Genomic DNA, 26,019 nt, shown 5'->3' on the forward strand with positions numbered 1-26,019 from the left:
CCCGGACACACCGGGAATGCGCGCCCCTTAGGATCCGTTGGGTGGGGTGAGAGTTCCGAGAGGTCTCCCACCGGTCCGACGACGCAGTCCAGAGACGAGGAAACAAGCCGTGAGCGACGTCCGTAACGTGATCATCATCGGCTCCGGGCCCGCCGGCTACACGGCGGCGCTCTACACCGCGCGCGCGTCGCTGAAGCCGCTGGTCTTCGAGGGCGCCGTCACCGCCGGTGGTGCGCTCATGAACACCACCGAGGTGGAGAACTTCCCCGGCTTCCAGGAAGGCATCATGGGCCCCGAGCTCATGGACAACATGCGCGCCCAGGCCGAGCGCTTCGGTGCCGAGCTCGTCCCGGACGACATCGTCTCCGTCGACCTGACCGGTGAGATCAAGACCGTCACGGACACCGCGGGCACCGTGCACAAGGCGAAGGCCGTCATCGTCGCCACCGGCTCGCAGCACCGCAAGCTCGGCCTGCCGAACGAGGACGCCCTCTCCGGCCGCGGCGTCTCGTGGTGCGCCACCTGTGACGGATTCTTCTTCAAGGACCAGGACATCGCCGTGATCGGCGGCGGCGACACCGCGATGGAGGAGGCCACCTTCCTCTCCCGCTTCGCCAAGTCCGTGACGATCGTCCACCGCCGGGACACCCTGCGCGCCTCCAAGGCGATGCAGGAGCGTGCCTTCGCCGACCCGAAGATCAAGTTCGTGTGGGACAGCGAGGTCGCCGAGATCCAGGGCGACCCGAAGCTGGCCGGGCTGAAGCTGCGCAACCTGAAGACGGGCGAGCTGAGCGACCTGGCGGTCACCGGCCTGTTCATCGCGATCGGCCACGACCCGCGCACCGAGCTCTTCAAGGGCCAGCTCGACCTGGACGAGGAGGGCTACCTCAAGGTCGCCGCCCCCTCGACCCGCACCAACGTGACCGGCGTGTTCGCCGCCGGTGACGTGGTCGACCACACCTACCGCCAGGCGATCACCGCGGCCGGCACCGGCTGCTCCTCCGCCCTCGACGCCGAGCGCTACCTCGCCGCGCTCGCGGACGAGGAGCAGGCCGAGCCCGAGAAGACCTCCGTCTGACCCCCTTCCGCCCCACCGCACACCAGTAAAAGGAGCCCTTGCCGTGGCCGACCTGAAGAACGTGACCGACGACTCCTTCGAGCAGGACGTCCTCAAGAGCGACAAGCCCGTCCTGGTGGACTTCTGGGCCGCCTGGTGCGGTCCGTGCCGCCAGATCGCTCCGTCGCTCGAGGCGATCGCCAAGGAGTACGGCGACAAGATCGAGGTCGTGAAGCTCAACATCGACGAGAACCCGGGTACGGCTGCCAAGTACGGCGTGATGTCCATCCCGACGCTGAACGTCTACCAGAACGGCGAGGTCGCCAAGACCATCGTCGGCGCGAAGCCGAAGGCCGCGATCGTGCGCGACCTCGAGGACTTCATCGCTGAGTGACGTTTCACGTGAAACATCGAAGGGGCCGACCCGAATGGGTCGGCCCCTTCGATGTTGGCGACATCATCGCGGCATCATCCGGGGCCTACAGAGGTCGCAGCACCGGTTCCTTCTGCACGGCCCCCAGCAACCGGTCCAGGGCCATCTCCACGTCTTCCTTCCACGAGAGCGTGGTCCTCAGCTCCAGCCTCATCCGTGGATACGTGGGATGTTGCCGCACGGTCTTGAACCCCACGGCCAGGAGATGGTCGGCGGGCAGCACACAGGCCGGCTCCTTCCAACGGGCGTCCCCGAACGCCTCGATGGCCTTGAAGCCCCGGCGCAGCAGATCCTTGGCCACCGTCTGCACCATCACCCGGCCGAGCCCCTGCCCCTGGTAACCGGGCAGGATGAAGCCGGTCATCAACTGCACCGCGTCCGGCGACACAGGGCTCGTGGGGAACGCCGTGGAGCGGGGGACGTAGGCCGGAGGGGCGTACAGGACGAAGCCCACCGGTGCGTCATCGACGTAGACGACCCGGCCGCAGGATCCCCAGTCGAGGAGGACGGCCGAGATCCAGGCCTCCTTCTCCAGGGCAGCCGTGCCCGCCTTTACCGCGGCCTCACCGCTGACTGGGTCCAGCTCCCAGAAGACGCACGAGCGACAGCGCTGGGGAAGGTCCTGAAGGTTGTCCAGCGTGAGCGGTACAAGCCGACGCCCCATGAAGGCTGTTCCTCGCTTCCTTCGCCCGCCGCGCCGCGGGCGGCCGTCAGAGCGCTCCGCTCCCTCAGCAGGCTGCCGACGAAGCCGCCGACCGCGCCCAGCCCCAGGCCCGCGCTCACCAGTCCGGTGCGGCTCATCGTTCGCATGGCCGCTGCCTCCCTCTCAGAGGTACTGCCAGGTGGATGCGCCATACCCGAACGCATCGTATCCACGAAGCGATTCCATCGATACCGCCTGAAAGCAAAGAGCGAGCCGTGTTCCGGTACACACCGGACACGGCCCGCTCGATCGGCCCACGGAGCGAAACCGCCCCTCTGTCGGCCATCTGCTCTCTAGGCCTCGTCGTCCTCGGACTCGCCGTCCATCAGGCTCTTCTGCAGCACGGGCCCCTCGCCGGGAGCCAGGCTGCTGAGGATCCGTTCCAGGTCCTCCATCGAGGCGAACTCGACGGTGATCTTGCCCTTCTTCTGGCCGAGGTCGACCTTCACCCGCGTCTCGAAGCGGTCCGAGAGACGGGTCGCGAGGTCGCTCAGTGCCGGGGAGACCCGGGTGCCGGCCCGCGGTCCCTTGGAGCGCTGGGCCGTCTGGGGACGCGAGCCCATGAGGGTCACGATCTCCTCGACGGCCCGCACCGAGAGGCCCTCGGCCACGATGCGGTGGGCGAGCCGGTCCTGCTCCTCCGAGTCGTCCACGGAGAGCAGGGCCCGCGCGTGACCGGCGGAGAGCACTCCGGCAGCCACCCGGCGCTGGACCGCCGGCGAGAGCTTCAGCAGACGCAGCGTGTTGGAGACCTGCGGGCGCGACCGCCCGATGCGGTCGGCCAGCTGGTCGTGCGTGCAGTTGAAGTCCTTCAGGAGCTGGTCGTAGGCGGCCGCCTCTTCCAGCGGGTTCAGCTGCGCGCGGTGCAGGTTCTCCAGAAGGGCGTCCAGGAGGAGCTTCTCGTCCTCCGTGGCCCGCACGATCGCCGGGATCGCCTCCAGGCCGGCCTCTCGGCAGGCCCGCCAGCGCCGCTCGCCCATGATCAGCTCATAGCGGGCGGGACCCAACTGCCGTACGACAACCGGCTGGAGGAGACCGACCTCCTGGATGGAGGTGACGAGTTCCTGCAGTGCGTCCTCGTCGAAGACCTCACGCGGCTGGCGCGGGTTCGGCGTGATGGAGTCGAGGGGCAGCTCGGCGAAGTGCGCGCCCATCGGGGGCGCGGGCGTCTCCGCATAGCCGTTGACCGAAGGCTCCTCTGTTTCATGTGAAACAGGCGGCAGCGTTGTCACCTTCGCCGCAGCCACTCCGCGGTCGCCGGTCAGCACCGGTACCGCTGTCGGGGAGGCGGAAGCCGCACTCCCCACCGCGGCCGGGGCCGGCGTCTTCTCCGTCGGGGCAGCAGGGATCAGTGCGCCGAGACCACGGCCCAAACCCCTCCGTCGCTCGCTCACTGGATCCCCTCCACCATGCTCGGGTTGTTCTGGGCCCCGATATGGGCCTGCGTCGGGTCGTAGTTGACGCCGACACCCTTCAGCGCGATTTCTCGTGCCGCCTCAAGATAGGACAGGGCACCGCTCGATCCCGGATCGTAGGTGAGAACCGTCTGTCCGTAGCTCGGCGCCTCGGAGATACGGACCGAGCGGGGAATGCTCGTCCGCAGCACCTCGTCGCCGAAGTGGGTGCGCACCTCGTCCGCGACCTGGGACGCGAGCCGCGTCCGGCCGTCGTACATGGTGAGCAGGATCGTCGATACATGCAGCGCGGGGTTGAGGTGCCCTCGCACCAGATCGACGTTGCGCAACAGCTGCCCCAGTCCCTCCAGCGCGTAGTACTCGCACTGGATCGGGATGAGGACCTCGGCACCGGCGACCAAGGCGTTGACCGTAAGGAGACCGAGTGAGGGCGGGCAGTCGATGAGGATGTAGTCCAGCGGGTGCTCGTACGCCTGGATGGCCCGTTGCAGTCGGCTCTCACGTGCCACCAGGGACACCAGCTCGATCTCCGCACCGGCGAGATCGATGGTGGCGGGTGCGCAGAAGAGTCCCTCGACATCCGGGACCGGCTGGACGACTTCGGCCAGCGGCTTGCTGTCGATCAACACGTCGTAGATCGATGGCACTTCGGCGTGATGATCGATCCCCAGGGCTGTGGACGCGTTGCCCTGCGGGTCGAGGTCGATGACAAGGACGCGACCGCCGTGGACAGCCAGCGAAGCGGCGAGGTTGACCGTGGTCGTCGTCTTGCCCACGCCACCCTTCTGGTTGGCGACGACGATGACACGGGTCTGCTCGGGCCGTGGCAGGCCCTCGCCGGCTCGGTTCAGAGCCTCCACTGCCAGTTGGGCAGCACGACCGATCGGAGTGTCGTCCATCGGGGGCGGTGTTTCACGTGAAACATCCTCCCCCAACGACTCGGTACGGGGACCGGGGACCGGATCGGTCATCGGTCCCGCGATGTTGGCGTCGGACCGCAAGGATTCACTCTCCTCGACTTCAGGCTCGCAATGAACAGAGCCTCCCATGCCTTCGGGGTCGTGAACCAGTGAGGCCTGGTGTTCTGTGGAGAAATCCACCTCTGTGGACAACTCGGTGCCCTCATCGAGTGATCCGAGAGGCTTACGGTCGCGGTTTTCGGCCGCGGCGCGGCCACGTCCGATGATGCCGTGCAGCAGTGAGCGACGTTTCACGTGAAACACGATGCACAGCACTCGGGGCCGAACTGTCGCGACACTCCGGCATGCGTAGGTTTGGCAGCTTGTGTGGAGTACGTCTCGTCGTCAGGACGGATCAGCGACGCCGACGGGTCCGTCCGGTGCGGGCCGCCTTGGCACGCTTGGCGGCGAAACGCACGCCTCCCGGGCTCTCCCCGACCTCGACCCGCACCACCGTGGACAGCGGGTCCACCACTCCCTCACCCACATGCAGGACAGAGGTCTCCACCGCGCCCAGCTTGCTCAGTGCCGTGGAGGCCGCCTTCAGCTCCTCCTCGGCGGTGTCCCCCTTGAGCGCCAGCATCTCCCCGTACGGGCGCAGCAGCGGAATGCCCCAGGTGGCCAGCCGGTCCAGCGGAGCGACGGCCCGTGCGGTCACGACATGCACCGGCGTCAGCTTGCCCATGACTTCCTCGGCCCTGCCGCGCACGACCGTCACATGGTCCAGGCCCAGCAGCTCCACGACCTCGGTGAGGAAGTTCGTCCGGCGCAGCAGGGGCTCCAGAAGAGTGATCTTCAGGTCCTCGCGGACGAGTGCCAGGGGAATCCCCGGCAGGCCGGCACCGGAACCGACGTCGCACACCGTCACGCCCTCGGGAACGACCTCCGAGAGCACCGCGCAGTTCAGCAGATGCCGCTCCCACAGACGCGGCACTTCGCGTGGGCCGATCAGCCCACGCTGCACACCCGCCTCGGCGAGCAGCTCCGCATAGCGAACCGCGTCCGCGAAGCGATCGCCGAACACCTCGCGCGCCTGCTCGGGCGCAGGGGGGAGCTCCGCTGCCTCCGTCACGGGGACCGTCCTTCCGTACCGCATCGGCGCATCGAGCGCCGACCACCAGAACTATCAGGCTGACAAAGACCGGCCCCGTCTGCGCTACAGACGGGGCCGGTGGAACGTATGAACCGATCAGGCAGGAAGCACGACGACGAAGCGCTGCGGCTCCTCGCCCTCGGACTCGCTGCGCAGACCCGCGGCCTTGACCGCGTCGTGCACGACCTTGCGCTCGAACGGCGTCATCGGCTTGAGCTTGACGGGCTCACCGGTGTTCTTGACGTCGGCGGCGGCCTTCGCGCCCAGCTCGGAGAGCTCGGCGCGCTTCTTGGCCCGGTAGCCCGCGATGTCCAGCATCAGCCGGCTGCGGTCCCCGGTCTCCCGGTGCACGGCCAGGCGCGTGAGCTCCTGGAGCGCCTCCAGCACCTCACCGTCGCGGCCGACCAGCTTCTGCAGGTCTCGGCCTCCCGAGTCGCTGATGATCGAGACAGCGGCGCGGTCGGCCTCGACGTCCATGTCGATGTCGCCGTCGAGATCGGCGATGTCCAGCAGACCCTCGAGGTAGTCCGCCGCGATCTCGCCCTCCTGCTCCAGGCGGGTCAGGGTGTCTGCACCCTCGGCGGCGGCGGAGGTGGTGCCTTCCGTCACGGGATGGGCTCCTTCTTACTTCTTGGACGGGGACTTGGGGCGCTGCGGGCCCTTGCGCTGCCCGGACTGGGCCTTGCTGCGGGTGCCTGTGCCCGGCTGCTGAGCGGGTTTCTTGGCAGCGGAGGCAGGCTTGGCGTCCTCGGGCTCGTCGGACTTGCTCAGCGAGGTGGTCTCACCGGCCGGCTTGGGACCGCCGGTCTGCCGCTGGGCCTTGGTCTGACGCTTGGGCTGCTGGCGCTTGGGGGCGGCGGGCGTACCGGTCGTCGGCGTGCCGTCCTCGGTCTGGGCGGCCACGGCCGCGTCGCTCTTCACCACGCTGCCGTCGGCCTGGGCCGCGAGGCCCGCCTTGTTCAGACCGTTGATGAACTTGCGCTCGAACTCGTTGCGGTCGCGGCCCTTGGCGACGATCGCCTTGATGATGGTGCGCTCGCTGCGCTTGCGGGCCTTGCCGTGGTTCGTGACGTGCTTGGTCAGGCGCTCCAGATAGGCGGCCTGGGCCTTGGAACCCGGGGTCGGGTTGTTGTGGATCACGTACATCTGCTGGCCCATGGTCCACACGTTGGTGGTCAGCCAGTAGACGAGGACACCGACCGGGAAGTTGATGCCGAAGACGGCGAACATGACCGGGAAGACGTACATCAGCATCTTCTGCTGCTGCATGAACGGCGTCTTGACCGTGGTGTCGACGTTCTTCGTCATCAGCTGGCGCTGCGTGTAGAACTGCGACGCCGACATCAGGACGATCATGATCGCGGTGACGACGCGGACGTCGGTCAGCGTGGCGCCGAGCTGGGCGACCTTGTCGGAGCTGTCGGTGAACTTCGCGGCGAGCGGGGCCCCGAAGATGTGTGCCTGACGGGCGCTGGCCAGCAGCGAGTCGTTGATGACACCGATCGTCTTGCCGGTCGCGATGCCGTTCAGCACGTGGTACAGGGCGAAGAAGAACGGCGACTGCGCCAGGATGGGAAGGCACGAGGAGAGCGGGTTGGTACCCGTCTCCTTGTACAGCTTCATCATCTCTTCGGACTGGCGCTGTTTGTCGTTCTTGTAGCGCTCCTGGATCTTCTTCATCTCCGGCTGGAGCGTCTGCATCGCGCGCGTCGACTTGATCTGCTTCACGAAGAGCGGGATCAGGCAGATGCGGATCAGGATCACCAGGGACACGATGGACAGGCCCCAGGCCCACCCGGTGTCGGGGCCGAAGATGGCCCCGTACATCTTGTGGAACTGGACGATGACCCAGGAGACGGGTGTCGTGATGAAGCTGAAGAGGCTGGCAATCGTGTCCACTAATCATGCTCCTTGGGCATGGGACGAGGTCTCTGCGGCCGGGCTCGAAGGAGGATTCTCTTCCGTGCTCGAAACAGGATTCTCTTCGGGGGCCGGTTCGGCGGCGGAGGACCCGCCCTTGCGTGCACGCCACGCGTCACGCAGCATTTCGTGCCACCGCGGACGCTTGCGCGGCGGGACATGGTCCACACCGCCCAGCGACCACGGATTGCACCGCAGGATGCGCCAGGCGGTGAGCGCCGTGCCCTTGATCGCGCCGTGCCGGTCGATGGCCGTGTAGCCGTAGTGGGAACACGACGGGTAGTACTTGCACACCGGCCCGAGCAGCGGACTGATCGTCCACTGGTACAGCTTGATCAGAGCCAGCAGCGGGTACTTCATCGCGCGCCCCCTCCCAGCAACCGCTCGATGGCGGCATCCAGGTCTTGGGCCAGTTGTCCATGGTCGGCGTCGCCCGCACCGGGCAGCGCTCGTACGACTACCAGGCTACCGGGGGGCAGCAGGGCGACCCGGTCCCGCATCAGATGACGCAGTCTGCGCTTCACCTTGTTGCGTACGACGGCTCCGCCCACTGCTTTGCTCACGACGAAACCCGCACGCGTCGGGGGAGCGCTCTCCCCAGGCGCGTGCGGGTCCGTGGCACCGCTACGTAGATGGACGACGAGGGACGGGCGGCCGGCCCGGCGCCCTCGTCGTACCGCGGTCGCGAAGTCCTCGCGCCGCCTCAGCCGGTTCTCGGTGGGCAGCACGACGGCATGAACCTGACCGGAATCAGGCCGACAGGCTGGCGCGACCCTTGGCGCGACGGTTCGCGAGAATCGCGCGGCCGGCGCGGGTACGCATCCGCAGGCGGAAGCCGTGGGTCTTCGCGCGACGACGGTTGTTCGGCTGGAAGGTGCGCTTGCTCACTCGGGGGCTCCAGAAATCAAATCGTTGGTTGCGGGTGCCGTCCTGGCTGTCACCGTGCGCCCACGAGTAGCTCTCGTTACGCCCGAGTGCACCGCTTCCCGATCACCTGACGCGATCTGTGCCCATCGGAGGCAGGCGGCAGCAGCCATCGACAACTCGACCTGGTTACGGTACGCGGGGCTACGCCATCCGGTCAAACCAGCGGTCACTGAGAGACACTATCCACAGGCTGGGGACAACAACTTGAACCGCACCCGTCGCCCTGACTACCGTGGCTGAACTCCGATTCGTTCCCTTGAACCCTTGTTCATGGCTCCACCCCACTCGAATCCCGACCCGTCCCACCATCACACGTTCGTGGGACCCGTGAGAGAGCGTGCCCTGTGGCTGACGTACCTGCCGATCTTGCCGCAGTGTGGCCACGAGTACTGGAACAACTCCTCGGCGAGGGCCGTGGACAGGGCGTGGAGACCAAGGACGAGCACTGGATCCGGCGCTGCCAGCCGCTCGCGCTGGTTGCCGACACCGCGCTGCTCGCCGTACCGAACGAGTTTGCGAAGGGCGTCCTCGAAGGCCGGCTCGCGCCGATCGTCAGCGAGACGCTGAGCCGCGAGTGCGGCCGCCCGATCCGCATCGCGATCACCGTCGACGACTCCGCCGGCGAGCCCCCCGCGCCACCGGCCCCGCCGACCCGCCCCCAGCCACGCTACGAGGAGCCCGAGCTCCCCTCCGGCCAGTACGAAGGACAGGGCCAGTACGAGGGCCGGCGCCAGGAGCACTACGACAGCCAGGGGCAGGGCCAGTACGAGGGCTACGGTCGTCACCGCGCCGACGACCAGCGCCCCGCCCGCGGCGAGCAGCTCCCCGGCGGCCCCTCCGACCAGCTGCCGCCCCCGCGCGCGGAGCAGCTTCCGACCGCGCGCCCCGCGTACCCTTCCGAGTACCAGCGCCCCGAGCCCGGCTCCTGGCCGCGGCCGTCGCAGGACGAGTACAGCTGGCAGCAGCAGCGCCTCGGCTTCCCGGAGCGCGACCCGTACGCCTCGCCCTCGCAGGACTCCTACGGGTCACCGCAGGACTCGTACCCGCCCCAGGGCCAGGACTCGTACGCACAGCCGTCCCAGGACTACCGTCCGCAGTCGATGGAGCGTCCGTCGTACGACGGCCAGCGCCGCGACTACGACCAGCCGCGGTCGGACTACGACCAGGGCCGCGCCGACTACGAGCCACGCGACGCGCGCCGGGAGCTGCCCGAGCCGTCGGCCGGCTCCGGGCACGTGCACCGCGGCGGCCCCGGCGGCGCCGGCCTGCCGACCACCGGCGCCCCCGGCCCGCTGGCAGCGAAGCCCGCGCCGGCGTCCGGTCCCGGCGAGCCCACCGCGCGGCTGAACCCGAAGTACCTCTTCGACACGTTCGTCATCGGCGCCTCCAACCGGTTCGCGCACGCGGCCGCGGTGGCCGTCGCCGAGGCGCCCGCGAAGGCGTACAACCCCCTCTTCATCTACGGGGAGTCGGGGCTCGGCAAGACGCACCTGCTGCACGCGATCGGGCACTACGCGCGGAGTCTCTATCCCGGCACGCGCGTGCGTTACGTGAGCTCGGAGGAGTTCACCAACGAGTTCATCAACTCCATCCGCGACGGCAAGGGCGACAGCTTCCGCAAGCGGTACCGCGAGATGGACATCCTGCTCGTCGACGACATCCAGTTCCTCGCGGACAAGGAGTCGACGCAGGAGGAGTTCTTCCACACCTTCAACACGCTCCACAACGCCAACAAGCAGATCGTGCTCTCCAGCGACCGGCCGCCCAAGCAGCTGGTGACCCTGGAGGACCGGCTGCGCAACCGCTTCGAGTGGGGCCTGATCACCGACGTCCAGCCGCCCGAGCTGGAGACGCGCATCGCGATCCTGCGCAAGAAGGCGGTCCAGGAGCAGCTCAACGCCCCGCCGGAGGTGCTGGAGTTCATCGCCTCCCGCATCTCGCGCAACATCCGCGAGCTGGAGGGCGCGCTGATCCGGGTGACGGCGTTCGCGTCGCTCAACCGGCAGCCGGTGGACCTGGGCCTGACCGAGATCGTGCTGAAGGACCTGATCCCCGGCGGCGAGGACTCGGCGCCCGAGATCACCTCGACGGCCATCATGAGCGCCACCGCCGACTACTTCGGCCTGACCGTCGAGGACCTGTGCGGCACCTCGCGCGGCCGCGCGCTCGTCACGGCCCGCCAGATCGCCATGTACCTGTGCCGTGAGCTCACGGACCTCTCGCTGCCGAAGATCGGCGCGCTGTTCGGCGGTCGCGACCACACGACCGTCATGCACGCGGACCGCAAGATCCGCAATCTGATGGCCGAGCGGCGCTCCATCTACAACCAGGTCACCGAGCTGACGAACCGCATCAAGAACGGCTGACAGAAGCAGAGTCACGGCGTCCAGGGCGCCCTGGGGACGAGGTCCCCGGGCGCCCTTCGTCATGTCGCGGGTAACGCCGTCGTAGCCGCATGTTCGATTCCCGGCCTGGTTACGGCCTCTCTCCACAGATTCGGTGACTTTCTGCCGTCCACATCCTGGGGACCGCGAAGTTGTCCAGACCGTGGTCCACAGGCAGCCTGTCGAAAGACGATCAGCCCAGGTCACCTGGTTGTGGATTCGTGGACGAACGATCTCCACAGACTGTGGACAGAGCGGAGATCCACAGGCTGTGCATCGAGTTGTCCACCGACAACCCACAGGCTGGGGGCGGTTGTCCCCAGCGATCACCGGCTTCTCCACATGGCTGTCCACTGTTCGGCAACGCGACGCGCCTGATCACCGGCGCGAGTGAAAGGCGTCACACGAAGGTGCCGGGTTGGGCTGTGGGAAAGGCGGGTAAAGCTGGGGACGGTGCTGGGGAGAAGTCGCCTCAGGCTGTGCACGGGGTGTGCAGAACTTTCCGTTCTCCACAGAGACCCCGAGTTGTCCACCGGTGTCGCCCACAGGGTCCGTGGACAAAATCTCAGGTCTGACCTGCGCAAACGGGGTTATCCACGGTTTCCACAGCCCCTACTACTACTCCCAACTAGAGAGAGCTGGGAATCCGTTTCGAAGGGGGTCCTGTGCACAACTCGCCGTCCGGCTCCCGGCTGCCCCTCGTCACGACTTGACCCCGAGAGGCACCTACTGTCAGTGCCGTGCGTCAGACTGTTCCCCGGTGTCCTTCCCATCACAGGGGCCGACGACACCGAGACAGACGACGAAGCCAGGCAGGCCGTAGAAGCGCCGGCAACAGCAGGAGGCGGCAACAGTGAAGATCCGGGTGGAACGCGACGTACTCGCGGAGGCAGTGGCCTGGGCGGCGCGCAGCCTCCCGGCCCGTCCGCCGGCGCCTGTCCTCGCCGGCCTTCTGCTGAAGGCCGAGGACGGGGCTCTCAGCCTCTCCAGCTTCGACTACGAGGTCTCCGCGCGCGTCAGCGTCGAGGCCGAGGTCGAGGAGGAGGGCACGGTCCTCGTCTCGGGCCGCCTGCTCGCCGACATCTGCCGTGCGCTGCCCAACCGCCCGGTGGAGATTTCCACAGACGGTGTACGGGCGACGGTGGTCTGCGGCTCCTCGCGGTTCACACTCCACACCCTGCCTGTGGAGGAGTACCCGGCACTGCCGCAGATGCCGAACGCCACGGGCACGGTCCCCGGCGAGGTCTTCGCCTCCGCGGCCGCCCAGGTGGCCATCGCGGCCGGCCGTGACGACACGCTGCCGGTGCTCACCGGTGTGCGCATCGAGATCGAGGGCGACACGGTCACCCTGGCCTCCACCGACCGCTACCGCTTCGCGGTCCGCGAGTTCCTGTGGAAGCCGGAGAACCCGGAGGCGTCCGCGGTCGCCCTGGTGCCCGCGAAGACGCTCCTGGACACCGCCAAGGCGCTGACCAGCGGCGACAGTGTGACCCTGGCGCTGTCCGGCTCGGGTGCCGGTGAGGGCCTGATCGGTTTCGAGGGCGCCGGGCGCCGCACGACCACCCGCCTCCTCGAAGGCGACCTGCCGAAGTACCGCACGCTGTTCCCGACCGAGTTCAACTCCGTCGCCGTGATCGAGACCGCCCCCTTCGTGGAGGCCGTCAAGCGTGTGGCGCTGGTCGCCGAGCGGAACACCCCGGTGCGGCTCAGCTTCGAGCAGGGCGTGCTGATCCTGGAGGCCGGCTCCAGTGACGACGCACAGGCTGTGGAAAGGGTCGACGCCCAGCTGGAGGGCGACGACATCTCGATCGCCTTCAACCCGACCTTCCTGCTGGACGGCCTGAGCGCCATCGACTCCCCCGTCGCCCAGCTCTCCTTCACGACGTCCACCAAGCCCGCGCTGCTCAGCGGCAAGCCGGCCCTGGACGCCGAGGCGGACGAGGCCTACAAGTACCTGATCATGCCGGTGCGCCTCAGCGGCTGAGCGGCTGAGACGAAGGCCCAGGTGAGGGCATACGTTTGAGCGCGTATGCCCACAGGTGTGCGTGAGCGTCCGGGTTTAGGCTCGGACGTGGGTACGAACAGTGCCTCACACGCCACACAGCAACCTAAGGAACAACTGATGGAGCTCGGTCTCGTCGGCCTCGGCAAGATGGGCGGCAACATGCGCGAGCGGATCCGCCGCGCAGGCCACACCGTCGTCGGATACGACCGCAACCCGGACCTCGCCGATGTCCACAGCCTCGAAGAGCTTGTGGGCAAGCTCAGCGGTCCGCGCGTGGTCTGGGTGATGGTCCCGGCCGGTGCCGCCACCCAGTCGACGATCGATGAGCTCGCCGAGCTCCTGCAGCCGGGCGACGTCGTCGTGGACGGCGGCAACTCCCGCTGGACGGACGACGAGAAGCACGCCGAGGAGCTCGCGGCCAAGGGCATCGGGTTCGTCGACTGCGGTGTCTCCGGCGGCGTCTGGGGCCTGGAGAACGGCTACGCGCTGATGTACGGCGGCGACGCGGAGAACGTCGCCAAGGTGCAGCCGGTCTTCGACGCCCTCAAGCCCGAGGGGTCGTTCGGCGCGGTGCACGCCGGCAAGGTCGGCGCGGGCCACTTCGCGAAGATGGTCCACAACGGCATCGAGTACGCGATGATGCAGGCCTATGCCGAGGGCTGGGAGCTCCTGGAGAAGGTCGACTCCGTGACCGACGTCCGGGAGGTGTTCCGCTCCTGGCAGGAGGGGACCGTGATCCGCTCCTGGCTGCTGGACCTCGCCGTGAACGCCCTCGACGAGGACGAGCACCTCGACCGGCTGAAGGGTTTCGCACAGGACTCCGGCGAGGGCCGCTGGACTGTGGAGGCCGCCATCGACAATGCCGTGCCGCTCCCGGCGATCACGGCCTCCCTCTTCGCGCGGTTCGCGTCGCGCCAGGAGGACTCTCCGCAGATGAAGATGGTCGCGGCGCTGCGCAACCAATTCGGCGGCCACGCGGTCGAGACGAAGTAGTCCACAAGGGCTGTTGAGAACGGCCCACGACTTGGGGGAGGTCGGCACCGACCATGCACGTCACGCATCTGTCGCTGGCCGACTTCCGCTCGTACGCCCGGGTCGAGGTCCCGCTCGACCCGGGCGTCACCGCCTTCGTCGGCCCGAACGGCCAGGGCAAGACCAACCTCGTCGAGGCGATCGGCTATCTCGCCACCCTCGGCAGCCACCGCGTCGCCTCCGACGCCCCCCTGGTCCGCATGGGCGCCGACCGCGCGATCATCCGGGCGCAGGTCAGACAGGGCGAGCGGCAGCAGCTGGTCGAGCTGGAGCTGAACCCCGGCAAGTCCAACCGCGCCCGCATCAACAGGTCCTCGCAGGTCAGGCCCCGTGACGTGCTGGGCATCGTACGGACCGTGCTGTTCGCGCCCGAGGATCTCGCCCTGGTCAAGGGCGACCCCGGTGAGCGGCGGCGCTTCCTCGACGAGCTGATCACCGCGCGCTCCCCGCGCATGGCGGGTGTGCGCTCCGACTACGAGCGCGTCCTCAAGCAGCGCAACACCCTGCTGAAGTCGGCCGCGCTCGCCCGCAGGCACGGCGGCCGGTCGATGGACCTGTCCACCCTCGACGTATGGGACCAGCATCTGGCGCGTGCGGGCGCCGAGTTGCTCGCCCAGCGCCTCGACCTGATCGCCGCGATCCAGCCCCTCGCGGACAAGGCGTACGAGCAACTCGCCCCCGGCGGCGGGCCGATCGCCCTCGACTACAAGCCGTCGGCGCCCGGTGAGGCGCAGACGCGTGAGGATCTGTACGAGCAACTGATGGCGGCGCTCGCGGAGGCGCGCAAGCAGGAGATCGAGCGCGGGGTGACCCTCGTGGGCCCGCATCGGGACGATCTGCTGCTCAAACTCGGTCAGTTGCCCGCCAAGGGGTACGCCTCGCACGGCGAGTCCTGGTCGTACGCGCTGGCGCTGCGGCTGGCCTCCTACGACCTGCTGCGCGCCGAGGGCAACGAGCCGGTGCTGGTGCTCGACGACGTCTTCGCCGAGCTGGACACGCGCCGGCGCGAGCGGCTGGCGGAGCTGGTCGCGCCCGGCGAGCAGGTGCTGGTGACGGCCGCGGTCGACGACGACGTACCGCACGTACTGACGGGGACCCGGTACGCCGTGTCCGGGGGGACGGTGGAGCGCGTATGAGCAACGAGCCGGGCCCCGAGAAGAGTTCCGGGAAGAAGGCCCCCGAGCCGTCCGGCATCGACCTCGCGCGCGTGGCGCTCAGGGCGGCGAAGGAAGCGGCACGCGCGCGTGGCGACGCCGCGCAGCAGAAGAAGCAGGCGCGGCGCGGGGGCCTGCGCTCCGGCGCGGGCGCGGACGGCCGCGACCCCATGGCCTTCGGTGCGGCGATCAACCGGCTGATCACCGAGCGCGGCTGGGAGACCCCGGCGGCGGTCGGCGGGGTGATGGGGCGCTGGCCGCAGATCGTCGGTGAGGACGTGGCCAAGCACTGCGAGCCGGAGAAGTACGACGAGGACGAGCGGGTGCTCGTCGTGCGCTGCGACTCCACGGCCTGGGCGACGAATCTGCGGCTGCTCGCGCCGACGCTCGTCGCGCGCCTCAACGAGGACCTGGGGCACGGCGCGGTCCGGATGATCAAGGTGCACGGCCCCGCCGGCCCCGCCCGTCGCTACGGTCCCCTGCGTGCCCCGGGCAGCACCGGACCCGGCGATACGTACGGGTGACAGACCTCACATCTGTGGGCCGTCGGCGGTCTTGGGACATCGCCGGCGGCCTTTGCTCCGTACGACCGCACGCGGTTGCGAATCGCCACCTGACTCCCAAGTAGCCAAGGGTTGACAGCCCGAAGCGCTGAGTGCCTCCGTGAGCCTCTTGGAGCCCCGTTCCGCATATGGGGAGTCGGACGAGACCGGTTGAGGGCGCCACATGCGGACTCAGGTACCGGCAAACCCCCATCACTGTCGGCGCTACCGGTAGACTGGAAGCTAATCCCGCCCCATTCGTGGGGACCGTCCGGGAAAAGCTGAGCAACGCTGATCAAGGCTTACCAACGCAACATGCCGCAGCCGCTCCGGCAACCCGCCGACGAGCCTGGCTCGTGCTGTGCCAGAAAGGGCGCTTCGTGGCCGATTCCGGCAACCCCAACGAGAACATCCCGTCCACCGACGCCGGCGAGAGCGACGCGGTGACCTCGTCGAACGGTGAGGTCACCGCCTCCTACGACGCCAGCGCCATCACCGTCCTCGAAGGCTTGGACGCGGTCCGCAAGCGCCCCGGTATGTACATCGGCTCGACCGGTGAGCGAGGGCTCCACCACCTCGTGTACGAGGTCGTCGACAACTCGGTCGACGAGGCGCTGGCCGGCCACGCGGACACCATCGACGTGACGATCCTGGCCGACGGCGGCGTGCGCGTCGTCGACAACGGCCGTGGCATCCCCGTCGGCATCGTCGCGTCCGAGGGCAAGCCGGCCCTGGAGGTCGTGCTGACCGTGCTGCACGCGGGCGGCAAGTTCGGCGGTGGCGGCTACGCGGTCTCCGGTGGTCTGCACGGCGTGGGCGTGTCCGTCGTCAACGCGCTGTCGTCGAAGGTCGCCGTCGAGGTGAAGACCGACGGCCACCGGTGGACGCAGGACTACAAGATGGGCGTCCCGACGGCGCCGCTCGTCCAGCACGAGGCCACGGACGAGACCGGCACCTCGGTCACCTTCTGGGCCGACGGCGACATCTTCGAGACCACGGAGTACTCCTTCGAGACGCTGTCGCGGCGTTTCCAGGAGATGGCGTTCCTCAACAAGGGTTTGACGATCAAACTCACTGACGAGCGCGAGTCGGCGAAGGCGGTCGCCGGGGCGGACGAGGCCGGGGCCGACGAGAAGGCCGAGGTCAAGACCGTCACGTACCACTACGAGGGCGGCATCGTCGACTTCGTGAAGTACCTCAACTCCCGCAAGGGAGACGTGGTGCACTCCACCGTGATCGACCTGGAGGCCGAGGACAAGGACAAGAGCCTGTCCCTCGAGGTCGCCATGCAGTGGAACAGCGGCTACAGCGAGGGCGTCTACTCGTTCGCCAACATCATCCACACGCACGAGGGCGGCACCCACGAGGAGGGCTTCCGCGCGGCGCTCACCTCGCTGATCAACAAGTACGCGCGCGACAAGAAGCTGTTGCGCGAGAAGGACGACAACCTCACGGGTGACGACATCCGCGAGGGTCTGACGGCGATCATCTCGGTGAAGCTGAGCGAGCCGCAGTTCGAGGGCCAGACCAAGACCAAGCTGGGCAACACGGAGGCCAAGACCTTCGTGCAGAAGGCGGTCTACGAGCACCTGAACGACTGGCTGGACCGCAACCCGAACGAGGCCGCGGACATCGTCCGCAAGGGCATCCAGGCGGCCACCGCGCGCGTGGCGGCCCGCAAGGCGCGCGACCTGACCCGTCGCAAGGGTCTGCTGGAGTCGGCCTCGCTGCCGGGCAAGCTCTCCGACTGCCAGTCGAACGACCCCACCAAGTGCGAGATCTTCATCGTCGAGGGTGACTCCGCCGGCGGCTCGGCCAAGTCCGGCCGCAACCCGCAGTACCAGGCGATCCTCCCGATCCGCGGCAAGATCCTCAACGTCGAGAAGGCCAGGATCGACAAGATCCTGCAGAACCAGGAGATCCAGGCGCTGATCTCCGCCTTCGGCACCGGCGTGCACGAGGACTTCGACATCGAGAAGCTCCGCTATCACAAGATCATCCTGATGGCGGACGCCGACGTCGACGGCCAGCACATCAACACCCTGCTGCTGACCTTCCTGTTCCGCTTCATGCGGCCGCTGGTCGAGGCCGGGCACGTGTTCCTGTCGCGTCCCCCGCTCTACAAGATCAAGTGGGGCCGGGACGACACCGAGTACGCGTACTCGGACCGCGAGCGCGACGCGCTCCTGGAGATGGGCCGCCAGCGCGGCAAGCGTGTGCGCGAGGACTCGATCCAGCGCTTCAAGGGTCTCGGCGAGATGAACGCCGAGGAGCTGCGCGTCACGACCATGGACCAGGAGCACCGCGTCCTCGGCCAGGTCACCCTGGACGACGCCGCCCAGGCCGACGACCTGTTCTCGGTGCTGATGGGCGAGGACGTCGAGGCCCGGCGCCAGTTCATCCAGCGCAACGCCAAGGACGTCCGCTTCCTCGACATCTGAGTCGGTCTCAGCTGACCGCACCAGGAAGGATCTTCACCAGCAATGGCCGACGAGAACACTCCTGTCACCCCTGAAGAGGGCGGCGACGTCGTCATGCGGATCGAGCCCGTCGGGCTCGAGACCGAGATGCAGCGCTCGTACCTCGACTACGCGATGTCCGTCATCGTGGCCCGCGCGCTGCCGGACGTCCGGGACGGCCTCAAGCCCGTCCACCGCCGCGTCCTGTACGCGATGTACGACGGCGGCTACCGCCCCGAGCGCGGCTTCTACAAGTGCGCCCGCGTGGTCGGCGACGTCATGGGCAACTACCACCCCCACGGCGACTCCTCCATCTACGACGCCCTGGTGCGCCTCGCCCAGCCCTGGTCGATGCGCATGCCGCTCGTCGACTCCAACGGCAACTTCGGCTCTCCGGGCAACGACCCGGCGGCGGCCATGCGCTACACCGAGTGCAAGATGGCGCCGCTGTCGATGGAGATGGTCCGTGACATCGACGAGGAGACCGTCGACTTCACGGACAACTACGACGGCCGCTCCCAGGAGCCGACCGTCCTGCCGGCCCGCTTCCCGAACCTGCTGATCAACGGCTCGGCCGGTATCGCGGTCGGCATGGCGACCAACATCCCGCCGCACAACCTGCGCGAGGTCGCCGCCGGTGCCCTGTGGTACCTGGACAACCCGGAGGCCTCGCACGAGGAGCTCCTGGACGCGCTGATCGAGCGCATCAAGGGCCCCGACTTCCCGACCGGCGCGCTGGTCGTGGGCCGCAAGGGCATCGAGGAGGCCTACCGCACGGGCCGCGGCTCGATCACCATGCGGGCGGTCGTCGAGGTCGAGGAGATCCAGAACCGCCAGTGCCTGGTGGTCACGGAGCTGCCGTACCAGGTCAACCCCGACAACCTCGCGCAGAAGATCGCCGACCTGGTGAAGGACGGCAAGGTCGGCGGCATCGCGGACGTCCGCGACGAGACGTCCTCGCGCACCGGTCAGCGCCTGGTGATCGTGCTGAAGCGGGACGCGGTCGCCAAGGTCGTCCTGAACAACCTCTACAAGCACACGGACCTGCAGACCAACTTCGGCGCCAACATGCTGGCCCTGGTCGACGGCGTCCCGCGCACGCTCTCGCTGGACGCGTTCATCCGCCACTGGGTGACGCACCAGATCGAGGTCATCGTCCGCCGTACGCGCTTCCGGCTGCGCAAGGCCGAGGAGCGGGCGCACATCCTGCGCGGTCTGCTCAAGGCGCTGGACGCGATCGACGAGGTCATCGCGCTGATCCGGGCCAGTGAGACCGTCGAGATCGCGCGCACGGGCCTGATGAACCTCCTGGAGATCGACGAGATCCAGGCGAACGCCATCCTCGAGATGCAGCTGCGCCGACTCGCGGCCCTGGAGCGGCAGAAGATCGTCCAGGAGCACGACGAGCTGCAGGCGAAGATCAACGAGTACAACGCGATCCTGGCCTCCCCGGTCCGCCAGCGCGGCATCGTCAGCGAGGAACTCACCGCGATCGTCGAGAAGTACGGCGACGACCGCAAGACGATGCTGGTCCCCTTCGACGGCGACATGTCCATCGAGGACCTCATCGCCGAGGAGGACATCGTCGTCACGGTCTCGCGCAGCGGTTACGTCAAGCGCACCAAGACCGTCGACTACCGGGCGCAGAAGCGCGGCGGCAAGGGCGTGCGCGGCACGAAGCTCAAGGAAGACGACATCGTCGACCACTTCTTCGTGTCGACCACGCACCACTGGCTGCTGTTCTTCACCAACAAGGGCCGGGTGTACCGGGCGAAGGCGTACGAGCTTCCGGACGCCGGCCGGGACGCGCGCGGCCAGCACGTCGCCAACCTGCTGGCCTTCCAGCCGGACGAGGCGATCGCCGAGATCCTCGCGATCCGCGACTACGAGGCGGCGCCGTACCTGGTCCTGGCGACCAAGGGCGGTCTGGTCAAGAAGACGCCTCTGAAGGATTACGATTCGCCCAGGTCCGGCGGTGTCATCGCGATCAACCTCCGTGAGACGGAGGACGGTTCGGACGACGAACTGATCGGGGCCGAGCTGGTTTCGGCCGAGGACGATCTGCTTCTGATCAGCAAGAAGGCGCAGTCGATCAGGTTCACCGCCACGGACGAGGCACTTCGCCCCATGGGCCGTGCCACCTCCGGTGTCAAGGGCATGAGTTTCCGCGAGGGCGATGAACTTCTGTCGATGAATGTTGTTCGACCCGGTACGTTCGTGTTCACTGCCACAGACGGCGGGTACGCGAAGCGGACCGCCGTCGACGAGTACCGCGTCCAGGGTCGCGGTGGCCTCGGCATCAAGGCCGCCAAGATCGTGGAGGACCGCGGGTCGCTCGTCGGCGCGCTGGTGGTCGAGGAGAGCGACGAGATCCTCGCCATCACGCTGTCGGGCGGTGTGATTCGTACGCGAGTCAACGAGGTCAGGGAGACGGGCCGTGACACCATGGGCGTCCAACTGATCAACCTGGGCAAGCGCGATGCCGTCGTCGGTATCGCACGTAACGCCGAGGCGGGGCGCGAGGCGGAGGAGGTCGACGGCGATGTGGCCGAAGACGAGACCGCCGAGGGTGCCGCGACCACCGGCACGGACGAGGGTGAGTCGCCCTCGGCCGAGTAGCACGAGGAGTGAGTCATCGTGAGCGGAGCCACGGGCGCCGGATCGGCCGGTACCTCCACCGGGTCCTCCCCGGGTACGGAGACGGACGGCGGCGGCCGTGGCTCCGCCGCGCGTGCGGCCGACCCGCACACGACCCAACTTCGCAAGGTCGAGGCGGACCCGACCAGTCCGTCCTCGTCCGACAAGCAGGGTTCCCAGCAGGGATCCAGGCAGGGATCACAGGGGGGAACTGTGACGGACACCCGAGGCCCGCAGACCCAGCAGGCGGCTCCGGCCGCCGCGGGCGCGCCGCCCCAGCCGCCGGTGCAGCCCGCGCCGCCGCAGCAGCAGACGGCCTCCCCGCTCCCCGGTGAGCGGCAGCCGCAGCAGCAGCCCGCCGCGCCGTACCACCCGCCGCAGGCCTACCCGAGCCAGGCGGCGGCCCAGGCGCCGGCCGGCGCGGTCCGCAGGCCGCGCACCGGCGCCCGCACCACGCCCCGCATCCGCAAGGCACGGCTGCGGGTGGCCAAGGCCGACCCGTGGTCGGTGATGAAGGTCAGCTTCCTGCTCTCCATCGCGCTGGGCATCTGCACGGTCGTCGCCTCCGCCGTGCTGTGGATGGTCATGGACGCGATGGGCGTTTTCTCCTCCGTCGGCGGCACCATCTCCGAGGCGACCGGCTCGAACGAGTCCAACGGCTTCGACCTGCAGTCCTTCCTGTCCCTCCCGCACGTCCTGACGTTCACGTCGATCATCGCGGTCATCGACGTCGTCCTCGCGACGGCCCTCGCGACCCTCGGCGCGTTCATCTACAACCTCTCCGCCGGCTTCGTCGGCGGCATCGAGCTGACGCTCGCCGAGGACGAGTGACGGACGTCGCTGATCAGCTGCGGATTACCGATTTTGGGACTGCCTGGGCCATGCGCTAATCTTCAGGAGTCAGCGCGCGGGACACACACCGCAGAGCGCGGCGGGGCTATAGCTCAGTTGGTTAGAGCGCATCCCTGATAAGGATGAGGCCACAGGTTCAAATCCTGTTAGCCCCACCGGACAAAGAGACCCCCGGTCCACTCGGACCGGGGGTCTCTTGCATGCGCCCTCGGCATCGGGTGCGCGGGTACGAAAAGACCCGACCGCTGGCGACGGGGGATGCACCAGCGGTCGGGCTATGGCCAAGGGTAACAAGGTCGGTTGCGCGGTGGGAGCCAACTGTTCGGGGTGGTCCGAGAGTTGTGATCCGGATCACCGGGTTCCGCGGTCAGTCGCCTTCGCACGGGGGGTCGTACGAGAGTCTGGGCAGGTATTCGTGCCACTTGCCCGGCGTCAGGACGCCATGTGTGGTCGAGCAGATGCGGGCGATGGCCGCGTCGACGTCGAGGTTCCACAGGCGGACCGTGTCGGAGCCGCTGGAGACGCCGAGGAGGTTGCTGGTGGGGCTGAAGGCGAGGAAGTGGCCGGTCCTGGCGTTCGGGCTCATCGACTGGCCGATGGGGGCCGCGTCCGACGGGTCGGCGACGTTCCACAGGCGGACCGTGTTGTCGTTGCCGCCGCTGGCCAGGGTGCGGCCGTCCCGGCCGAAGGTCAGCGAGACGACCGCCTCGGAGTGGCCGGTGAGCGGCGGGCCCAGGGACCTCGCCTTCGCGGGGTCGGAGGTGTCCCACAGGCGGACGGTGTCGTCGTCGCTGCCGCTGGCCAGGGTGTGGCCGTCCGGTGTGAAGGCCAGGGCGTTGACCGGGCCGTGGTGGCCCGTGAGGGGCTTGCCGAGCAGTGTCGGCCGGGTGGCGTCGCGCACGCTCCACAGGCGGATGGCGCCCTCCTCGCTGCCCGCGGCGAGGGCGTGGCCGTCCGGGGTGAAGGCGAGGGAGTCGATGAAGCCGCCCGGACCGGTGAGGGGCTCGCCGAGCGGCTTCGCGTGGGCCGGGTCGGCGACGTTCCACAGCCGGATCGTGCGGTCCTCGTAGGCGGTGGCGAGGATGCGGCCGTCGGGGCTGTAGGCGATCGCCTCGGGGCCCATGAAACGGGTCTTGAGGATGATGTCCGCCCTGGTCGGGACCGGGTGGGCCGGGTCGGTGACGTTCCACAGCGCCACCGAGCGCTGGCCGGTCAGGACGGCGAGGGTGCGGCCGTCGGGCGAGAACACCGGGGAGGGGTCGCCGTTGCCCGCGGTCATGAACGGCTTGCCCAGCAGCACCGGCCGGGCGGCGTCGCGCACGTCCCACAGCCGCACGCGTCCGTCGCTCGCGGCCGTGGCCAGCACCTTGCCGTCCGGGCGGAAGGTGCCGCGGCCGCCGATCATGTCCGAGGTCGGCAGCGACCACAGGCGGACCTTGCTGTCGCCGCTGCCGGTCGCGAGGGTCTTGCCGTCGGGGCTGAAGCCGAGGGCGTACATCTCGCCGCTGCCGCCCGCGAGCGGCTCGCCGATCTGGGAGGGGTAGGCGGGATCGCGGACGTTCCACAGGCTGGCCGTGCTGTCGGCGCTGCCGGCCGCGAGCATGCTGCCGTCGGGGCTGAAGGCCACCGACCAGACCAGGCCGGTGTGCCCGGTCAGCGGGGAGCCGATGGCCTGCGCGTGGGCGGGGTCGGCCACGTTCCACAGCCGTACCGTGTCGTCGGCGCTGCCGCTGGCCAGCGTCTTCCCGTCCGGGCTGAAGGCCACGGAGTGGACGGTGGAGGAGTGGCCGGTCAGGGTCGGGCCGGTCCGCTCGGGCCTGCTCGGGTCGGCGATGTTCCACAGCATCACCGTGTTGTCGTCGCCGCCCGCGGCGATGGTCCCGCCGTCCGGGCTGAAGGCGATGGAGCGCACGGCGGCGGTGTGGCCGGTCAGGGTGGACAGCGACGTCGGGTGGGTACGGTCCCGCATGTCCCACAGGCGGACGGTGTGGTCCTCGTTCGCGGTGGCCAGGGTGTGGCCGTCCGGGGCGAAGGCGATCAGGTAGATCGTGCCGTCGTGGCCGGTCAGCGGGGCGCCCAGGGACTTCGGACGGCTCGGGTCGCTGACGTCCCACAGCCGTACCGTGCCGTCGTCCGAGGCGCTGGCGAGGGTCTTGCCGTCGGGGCTGAAGATCGCGCTGCTGACCCAACTGGTGTGCCCGGTCAGCGGCTTGCCCAGCGCCTTCGGGCGGGTGCGGTCGCGCACGTCCCACAGGCGTACGGTCCGGTCGGCGCTGGCGGTGGCCAGCAGGCGGCCGTTCGGGCTGAAGGTCGTCAGGTAGACGGCGCCCCTGTGGCCGGAGAGCGGGGTGGCCAGCGGGGCGTTGACGATCGAGAGCAGCCGGTTGTTCGTACCGGCGTCGCCCGAGCGCAGCCGGTGGGCGACCAGGTCCAGCTGGGCGGAGAGCGACGGGTCCGTGTACTGCACTCGGTCCGCCTCCGCGAGCACCTGCTCGAACACGGCGTCGTCCCGCTGCTGCCACGCCACCACCGCGGCCCCGCCGGCGAGCACGGCCAGCGCCACCAGGGCCGCCACCGCGCTCCGGCCGATCCAGACCATACGGCGGCGCAGCCGGACCGAGGCCGCCAGGAACTCCACCGCGCTGCGGGTCAGGAAGGTGTCGCCGGCCGACTTCGCCCAGGTGTGGGCCTGTTCCAGCCGGGAGCCGCGGTAGAGCAGCGAGGAGTCGCGCCCCGAGCTCTCCCAGGCGTGCCCGTCCTCCTCCAGCCGCTGGCGCAGCAGATGGTCGCCGCGGTCCTCGTCGATCCACTCGCGCAGCCGCGGCCAGGCGTGCAGCAGCGCCTCGTGGGTGATCTCCACGGTCTCCGCGTCCAGCGTCACAAGCCGGGCCCGGACCAGCGCCTCCAGGGACTCCTCCGTCTTGCCGGGGTCGGCCGACTCCTGGGCCAGCTGGCGCCGGGTGCCGCGCCGGCGCGTGGCCTGTGTGTCCTCGCCGAGCCGCACGAGCCGCAGCAACAGCAGCCGCGCGGCCGTCCGCGCCGCCGGGTCGAGGCCGGACCAGGCGCGCTCGGCGGTCGCCGCCACCGCGCCCTGGATGCCGCCCGCAGCGCGGTAGCCGGCCAGCGTCAGCCGGACGCCCTTGCGCCGCTGCCAGGTCGCGAGCAGGGCGTGCGACAGCAGCGGCAGCGCGCCGGCGTCGTGCGCCCCGCGCGGGCCGTCGGCGCTCACCTCGCGCACGATCAGCTCGGCAAGGCCCGGCTCCAGCTCCAGGCCGACGGCCTTGGCGGGGCCGGTCACCGCCTCGCGCAGCTCCGCCGTGGTCAGCGGGCCGAGCACCATGTGCCGGTGCTGGAGCGCGTCGGACAGCTCGGGGTGGCCCAGGCACTGCTCGTAGAAGTCGGCGCGGATGCCCAGCACCACCAGCACCGGGGCGAGGGCGCCCGGCCCGGCCGGCGAGCACGCGGCGTGCAGCGCCTGGACGAACGTACGCCTGCCGCCCTCGTCGGCGCAGAGGGTGAAGGCCTCCTCGAACTGGTCCACGATCAGGACCGGCCGGGCGGCGCCGACGCCGTCCCGCTGCGCCCACGCGGTGACGGCGTCCCGCACGGCCCGCGCGAACTCCGGGTCGTCAGGCTCGGCGAGGACGGGCGCGAGCTCGGGTATACGGGCGGTCAGTTCCGCCAGTGGATCGGCGCCCGGCACGAACTGCAGCACCTCGGGCGGCGGGCCGTCCCGGTCGCTCAGGGCGCCCTCGCGCAGCGCGGTCACCAGACCGGCGTTCAGCAGCGAGGACTTTCCGGCTCCGGAGGCGCCCACGAGCATCACCAGGCCGCCGGTCTTCTCCGTCGCGCGCAACTGCGCGACCAGGGCGTCCGTGCTCCGCTCCCGGCCGAAGAACCAGCGGGCGTCCTCCTGCCGGTAGGAGGCCAGACCTCGGTACGGGCACAGTCCGGCCGCGGCCGGGCTCTCGGCTGGCGGGATCTCCTCCGCGACCTTGGGGTCGCCGACCGGGTCGGCCACGGCGCGCTCCCACAGCCGCTGCCAGTGCGCCATGTCGTACAGGCCCGTGGACACCGCGACGGGCCGCGCGCGCCGGGCCTGGGGGATGAGGATGTGCAGCACCGCGGCGAGCGCGGTGAACTGCGCGGGCACGTTCTTCGCCCGCCGCCAGTCGCTGATCCGCTGCGCGGACACCCGTACGGGCCGCCCCCGCTCGTCCACCCGCTGCAGCTGTACGACCGCTTCGGCCACGCGCGTGAGGGGAGGGTTGCCGGCCTCCCTGTACAGCAACGCGAGGCGCTCCGCGAAGGCCGTGCGTGCCCCTGAGTCGGAACTCAAGGCCTCCACCCCTTACTTCCCCCGCGTTGGAACATCCGGACCGGAAAACTCACTTTATACGGCTGACCTGCGGATTAAGGGGCCGGAAGGTGACCGGAATCTCCTCCG

General features: G+C 69.2%; 20 protein-coding genes and 1 tRNA gene. 11 read left to right on the forward strand and 10 right to left on the reverse strand.

Going from position 1 to position 26,019, the window contains the following annotated elements; all coding sequences use genetic code 11:
* The first annotated feature begins 109 nt into the window (after positions 1 to 109).
* Positions 110 to 1,078: a thioredoxin-disulfide reductase gene (gene trxB / locus MQP27_RS26865; RefSeq protein ID WP_242768397.1), complete on the forward strand. Its 969-nt coding sequence runs from the start codon at positions 110 to 112 to the stop codon at positions 1,076 to 1,078.
* 43 nt (positions 1,079 to 1,121) lie between these two features.
* Positions 1,122 to 1,451, forward strand: a complete 330-nt coding sequence (gene trxA / locus MQP27_RS26870) for a thioredoxin (RefSeq protein ID WP_242768399.1) — start codon at positions 1,122 to 1,124, stop codon at positions 1,449 to 1,451.
* A gap of 85 nt (positions 1,452 to 1,536) precedes the next feature.
* On the opposite strand, the gene MQP27_RS26875 is transcribed toward trxA, so the two are convergent.
* From MQP27_RS26875 to rpmH, 9 genes are all read right to left on the reverse strand, one after another.
* Positions 1,537 to 2,154 carry a GNAT family N-acetyltransferase gene (locus tag MQP27_RS26875; RefSeq protein WP_242768401.1) on the reverse strand — a complete coding sequence of 206 codons (618 nt, stop codon included), beginning with the start codon at positions 2,152 to 2,154 and terminating at the stop codon, positions 1,537 to 1,539.
* Between the two features lie 332 nt (positions 2,155 to 2,486).
* Complete coding sequence (locus MQP27_RS26880) at positions 2,487 to 3,587, reverse strand: ParB/RepB/Spo0J family partition protein (RefSeq protein WP_242768402.1); 1,101 nt, start codon at positions 3,585 to 3,587, stop codon at positions 2,487 to 2,489.
* A complete protein-coding gene (locus MQP27_RS26885; RefSeq protein WP_278196622.1) occupies positions 3,584 to 4,657 on the reverse strand; it encodes an AAA family ATPase in 1,074 nt (357 codons plus the stop codon). The genes MQP27_RS26880 and MQP27_RS26885 overlap by 4 nt, the downstream gene beginning before the upstream one ends.
* Positions 4,658 to 4,922: 265 nt before the next feature.
* Positions 4,923 to 5,639, reverse strand: coding sequence for a 16S rRNA (guanine(527)-N(7))-methyltransferase RsmG (gene rsmG, locus MQP27_RS26890; RefSeq protein WP_242768404.1), 717 nt, complete (start codon positions 5,637 to 5,639; stop codon positions 4,923 to 4,925).
* A gap of 117 nt (positions 5,640 to 5,756) precedes the next feature.
* Entirely contained in the window at positions 5,757 to 6,269 is a 513-nt protein-coding gene (locus MQP27_RS26895) for a Jag family protein (RefSeq protein ID WP_015659255.1), read from the reverse strand.
* 15 nt (positions 6,270 to 6,284) lie between these two features.
* Positions 6,285 to 7,559 (reverse strand): membrane protein insertase YidC, encoded by a 1,275-nt coding sequence (yidC, locus tag MQP27_RS26900; RefSeq protein WP_242768406.1) that lies wholly within the window; start codon positions 7,557 to 7,559, stop codon positions 6,285 to 6,287.
* Positions 7,560 to 7,562: 3 nt separating this feature from the next.
* Positions 7,563 to 7,940: a membrane protein insertion efficiency factor YidD gene (gene yidD, locus MQP27_RS26905; RefSeq protein WP_242768408.1), complete on the reverse strand. Its 378-nt coding sequence runs from the start codon at positions 7,938 to 7,940 to the stop codon at positions 7,563 to 7,565.
* Positions 7,937 to 8,308, reverse strand: a complete 372-nt coding sequence (rnpA, locus tag MQP27_RS26910) for a ribonuclease P protein component (protein ID WP_242768410.1) — start codon at positions 8,306 to 8,308, stop codon at positions 7,937 to 7,939. The genes yidD and rnpA overlap by 4 nt, the downstream gene beginning before the upstream one ends.
* 22 nt (positions 8,309 to 8,330) lie before the next feature.
* Positions 8,331 to 8,468 (reverse strand): 50S ribosomal protein L34, encoded by a 138-nt coding sequence (gene rpmH / locus MQP27_RS26915; RefSeq protein WP_015659252.1) that lies wholly within the window; start codon positions 8,466 to 8,468, stop codon positions 8,331 to 8,333.
* Between the two features lie 383 nt (positions 8,469 to 8,851).
* Between rpmH and dnaA the strand changes: the two genes are divergently transcribed.
* The 9 genes from dnaA (at position 8,852) to MQP27_RS26960 (ending at position 21,727) form a co-directional block, all read left to right on the forward strand.
* Complete coding sequence (gene dnaA / locus MQP27_RS26920; protein WP_308289995.1) at positions 8,852 to 10,873, forward strand: chromosomal replication initiator protein DnaA; 2,022 nt, start codon at positions 8,852 to 8,854, stop codon at positions 10,871 to 10,873.
* An 871-nt stretch (positions 10,874 to 11,744) separates the two neighbouring features.
* On the forward strand, positions 11,745 to 12,875 hold the full coding sequence (dnaN, locus tag MQP27_RS26925) for a DNA polymerase III subunit beta (RefSeq protein ID WP_242768412.1): 1,131 nt from the start codon (positions 11,745 to 11,747) through the stop codon (positions 12,873 to 12,875).
* Positions 12,876 to 13,013: 138 nt separating this feature from the next.
* Positions 13,014 to 13,889, forward strand: coding sequence for a phosphogluconate dehydrogenase (NAD(+)-dependent, decarboxylating) (gnd, locus tag MQP27_RS26930; protein WP_242768420.1), 876 nt, complete (start codon positions 13,014 to 13,016; stop codon positions 13,887 to 13,889).
* 53 nt (positions 13,890 to 13,942) lie between these two features.
* Positions 13,943 to 15,064 carry a DNA replication/repair protein RecF gene (recF, locus tag MQP27_RS26935; RefSeq protein ID WP_242768423.1) on the forward strand — a complete coding sequence of 374 codons (1,122 nt, stop codon included), beginning with the start codon at positions 13,943 to 13,945 and terminating at the stop codon, positions 15,062 to 15,064.
* A complete protein-coding gene (locus MQP27_RS26940) occupies positions 15,061 to 15,606 on the forward strand; it encodes a DciA family protein (RefSeq protein ID WP_242768425.1) in 546 nt (181 codons plus the stop codon). Before recF ends, MQP27_RS26940 begins: the two co-directional genes overlap by 4 nt.
* Before the next feature lie 398 nt (positions 15,607 to 16,004).
* A complete protein-coding gene (gyrB, locus tag MQP27_RS26945) occupies positions 16,005 to 18,065 on the forward strand; it encodes a DNA topoisomerase (ATP-hydrolyzing) subunit B (protein WP_242768427.1) in 2,061 nt (686 codons plus the stop codon).
* A gap of 42 nt (positions 18,066 to 18,107) precedes the next feature.
* Entirely contained in the window at positions 18,108 to 20,702 is a 2,595-nt protein-coding gene (gyrA, locus tag MQP27_RS26950; RefSeq protein ID WP_242768436.1) for a DNA gyrase subunit A, read from the forward strand.
* Between the two features lie 18 nt (positions 20,703 to 20,720).
* Complete coding sequence (locus MQP27_RS26955) at positions 20,721 to 21,551, forward strand: DUF3566 domain-containing protein (RefSeq protein WP_242768438.1); 831 nt, start codon at positions 20,721 to 20,723, stop codon at positions 21,549 to 21,551.
* 102 nt (positions 21,552 to 21,653) lie between these two features.
* A tRNA-Ile gene (locus tag MQP27_RS26960) sits at positions 21,654 to 21,727 on the forward strand.
* A 212-nt stretch (positions 21,728 to 21,939) separates the two neighbouring features.
* Here the strand turns inward: MQP27_RS26960 and MQP27_RS26965 are convergent.
* Complete coding sequence (locus tag MQP27_RS26965) at positions 21,940 to 25,920, reverse strand: nSTAND1 domain-containing NTPase (RefSeq protein ID WP_242768440.1); 3,981 nt, start codon at positions 25,918 to 25,920, stop codon at positions 21,940 to 21,942.
* Positions 25,921 to 26,019: the final 99 nt, after the last annotated feature.

Origin of the sequence: Streptomyces cylindrosporus (genome assembly GCF_022698165.1) — a bacterium.
GTDB lineage: Bacteria > Actinomycetota > Actinomycetes > Streptomycetales > Streptomycetaceae > Streptomyces > Streptomyces cylindrosporus.